Below are 3,351 nucleotides of genomic sequence, written 5' to 3'. Positions count from 1 at the left end.
CGGCGGCGACGGCGGGCAGCACCGGCGGGCCGGGCACCCCGCCCGGGGCCGCGCCGCCCGGCGCCGTGTCGTCCCGTGCCCGGCCGGACTCGCCGTAGCCCAGGCGCTGGGCGACCCGCGTCGCGTCCAGGTCGAACAGCGCGCCGTTGCCCCGGGCGATCAGCGCCAGGCTCTCGTCGCCCCAGGCGCGAAGGCCGAGGCTGCGCGCCTGGGCGACGAGCGTCATCGGCTGGAAGGCGTCGTCGCGTCCGTCGCGCAGCGTCGACCGTTCGGCGGCGAAGGCACTGAGCGTGTAGCCGAGCACGCCGGCGACCAGCGCGGCCGCGGCGACCAGCGGCAGGTTCAGCACGCGGTTCGTGCGGCGGTACAGCAGCACCTGCACGGCGGCCAGGCCGGCCAGGCTCGCCAGCCCGGCGAGGGTGACCAGGACCGGATGATGCCAGGATGTGGCCTGGTCGTAGGAGGCGTCGATCCGCCTGGCGTCGACGGCGGCCAGCGTGTCGGCGGCCGGCAGGATCGTGTACTGCATCAGCGTGGACGCCTGCCGGAGGTAGGCCGCGCCGACGACGTTGCCGAACCGGTTGTTGGCACGGGCCCGTTCCACCAGGCCGGTGTAGGCCGGAATCTCGCGGGCGAGGGTGGCCAGCGGCTCCCGCGCCTCGGGTGGTCCGCCGGCATGGGCCAGGTCGACGACGCGGCGGGCGGCGGACGCCACCGACTCCTCGTAGACCCGGCGCTGCTCGACGGGTTCGACGCCGCCGGCCAGGAAGGCACGGGCGACCGTGGCGTCCGCGACCGACAGGTCGGCGTGGATGCGTTGCGCGGCGGCGAACGACGGCCCGGCATCGTTCCTGACGGTGTCGACCGCGTCGGCGCGGGACAGCCCGGTGCCGAACGTGGCCAGCCAGAACAGCAGCGTCGTGCCGAGCAGGCCCGCCGACAGCAGGCGGAGCAGGCCAGGCGTGGTGGCCGTCCGCGCCCGAAGGCCCGCGACAGCTCGTCCAACCGGGGTCACACAGTGATCGTAGTGTCACCATGGCGCTGCCGTGCCGAACTGGCAACTACCGGACGGATACTGGACGAACAGGTGCGCCCGGCTCCGCCCGTCCCACCGGCGTGCCGCGCTGGCACGGCTCATCGGCTATGCGGCTCATCGGGCATGCGAGGCCGTCGGGCGCGGCACAATGGGCACGTGCCCGCCCCACCCCCCCGCCTGGACCCCGCGATCGCCGGCCGGCTCAAACGTGACGCCGCCGGCCTGTTCCCGGCGGTCGCCCAGCAGTACGACACCGGCGAGGTGCTGATGGTCGGCTGGATGGACGACGAGGCCCTGCACCGGACGCTGACCACCGGGCGGGCCACCTACTGGAGCCGCAGCCGCCGCGAGTACTGGGTCAAGGGTGACACCAGCGGCCACCTGCAACTGGTCCGCTCGGTGTCGCTGGACTGCGACGGGGACACCGTCCTGGTCCAGGTCGACCAGGTGGGGCCGGCCTGCCACACCGGCAGCCGGAGCTGTTTCGACGGCCGGCGGCTACCAGCCGTCATCATCGACCACGTACGGGCCGGTATCGATCACGTACAGGCCGGCATTGACCACGCACGGGCCGGCATCGGCCACGTACAGGCCAGCATGGACGAACCGCGGGCCGGCGCCGGTCCGGCACGCGACGGCGACGCCCGGCGGGTGGACGCCGCCGAACCCGTGAGAGGAGCCCGGTCGTGACCACAGGGGAGATCAGCCCCGGCCGTTCGCGGTTCCATGAGCTGGCCGCCGAGTACCCGGTGGTCGCGGTGACCCGCCGCCTGCTCGCCGACGGCGAGACCCCGGTCGGGATCTACCGCAAGCTCGCCGGCGGTCCGGGCACGTTCCTGCTGGAGTCCGCCGAGAACAGCGAGACGTGGTCGAGGTACTCGTTCGTGGGCGTCCGGGCCGCGGCCACCCTCACCGAACGTGACGGGTCGGCGGTCTGGGAGGCGGGTGACCCGCCGCCGGGGCTGCCCACCGGCGGCGACCCGCTGGAGATCCTGCGGGCGGCGCGGACGGCGTTGCGCGCCCCCCGGCCGCCCGGCGCCCCACCGCTGACCGGCGGGCTGGTGGGCTACCTGTCGTACGACATCGTCCGGCGGGTGGAACGGCTGCCCTCGACCGCCGTGGACGACCTGGGCATGGCCGAGCTGCGCATGATGCTCACGGCCGACCTGGCCGTCTTCGACCACTGGGACAGCTCCTGCCTGCTGATCGCCAACGTGTTCACCCGCGGCGGCGGCCTCGACGCGGCCTACGACGACGCCCTGCAGCGGCTCGAGGTCATGACGGCCGGCCTGTGCAAGTCGACCGAGCCAACCGTGGCCAGCACCGGCGTGCCGGCGGAGCTGTCGATCGCGGACTTCGTCTCGGCGACCCCACCGGAGCGTTTCGAGGCGTCCGTCGAGGCCGCCATCGAGGAGATCCGGGCCGGCGAGTGCTTCCAGATCGTGGTCTCCCAGCGCTTCGAGCGACCGACGACGGCCGCCGCCCTGGACATCTACCGGGTGCTGCGGGCGTCCAACCCGAGCCCGTACATGTACCTGCTGCGCTTCGACGACCACGATGTGATCGGCTCCTCGCCGGAGGCGCACGTGACGGTGACGGGACGCCGCGCCCTGCTGCACCCGATCGCCGGCAGCCGGCCCCGCGGCGCCACCCCGGAGGCGGACGCCGAGCTCGCCGCGCAGCTGCTCGCCGACCCCAAGGAGCGGTCCGAGCACGTGATGCTTGTCGACCTGGTCCGCAACGACCTGGGCCGGGTCTGCACGCCGGGGTCGGTGCGGGTGGTCGAGTTCGCCGCCGTCGAGCGGTTCTCGCAGATCATGCACATCGTCTCGACGGTGACCGGCGAGGTCGCGGCGGACCGTTCGGCCGTGGACGTCCTCACGGCGACCTTCCCCGCCGGCACCCTCACCGGCGCGCCGAAGGTGCGCGCGATGGAGATCATCGATGGGCTCGAGCCCACCCGCCGGGGCCTGTACGGGGGCGTGGTCGGCTACCTGGACTTCGGCGGTGACCTGGACACCGCGATCGCCATCCGCACCGCCGTGCTGCGTGACGGTGTCGCCTACGTGCAGGCCGGCGCGGGCATCGTCGCCGACTCCGTCCCCGCGGCCGAGAACGACGAGAGCCGCACCAAGGCGGCGGCGGTGCTGCGGGCGGTCGAGATCGCCGAGTCGCTGCGCCCGCCGACATGACCGGGGGCACACCGCGGACACCGTTCGTGGCCGCCGGTGGGCGCCGCGACGACGACACCCGCGCGGCCGACGACACCCGCGCGGCCAGCGGGGGAGGGACGGGCCGGGCGGACGTGCCCGGGC

Annotated in this window: 3 protein-coding genes; 2 read left to right on the top strand and 1 reads right to left on the bottom strand. The window is 74.3% G+C overall.

Going from position 1 to position 3,351, the window contains the following annotated elements:
- Window positions 1-1,015: hypothetical protein (locus NBX02_RS13980; RefSeq protein WP_250291665.1), on the bottom strand; the 1,015-nt coding region annotated here is incomplete at its 3' end.
- Window positions 1,016-1,159: 144 nt separating this feature from the next.
- Between NBX02_RS13980 and hisI the strand changes: the two genes are divergently transcribed.
- Entirely contained in the window at window positions 1,160-1,726 is a 567-nt protein-coding gene (gene hisI, locus NBX02_RS13975) for a phosphoribosyl-AMP cyclohydrolase (RefSeq protein ID WP_250291663.1), read from the top strand.
- Entirely contained in the window at window positions 1,723-3,228 is a 1,506-nt protein-coding gene (locus NBX02_RS13970) for an anthranilate synthase component I (RefSeq protein WP_250287482.1), read from the top strand. The genes hisI and NBX02_RS13970 overlap by 4 nt, the downstream gene beginning before the upstream one ends.
- Window positions 3,229-3,351: the final 123 nt, after the last annotated feature.

Origin of the sequence: Protofrankia sp. CiP1_Cm_nod1, from assembly GCF_920888515.1 — a bacterium.
GTDB lineage: Bacteria > Actinomycetota > Actinomycetes > Frankiales > Frankiaceae > Protofrankia.
This window is presented reverse-complemented; position numbering and strand designations above follow the sequence as displayed.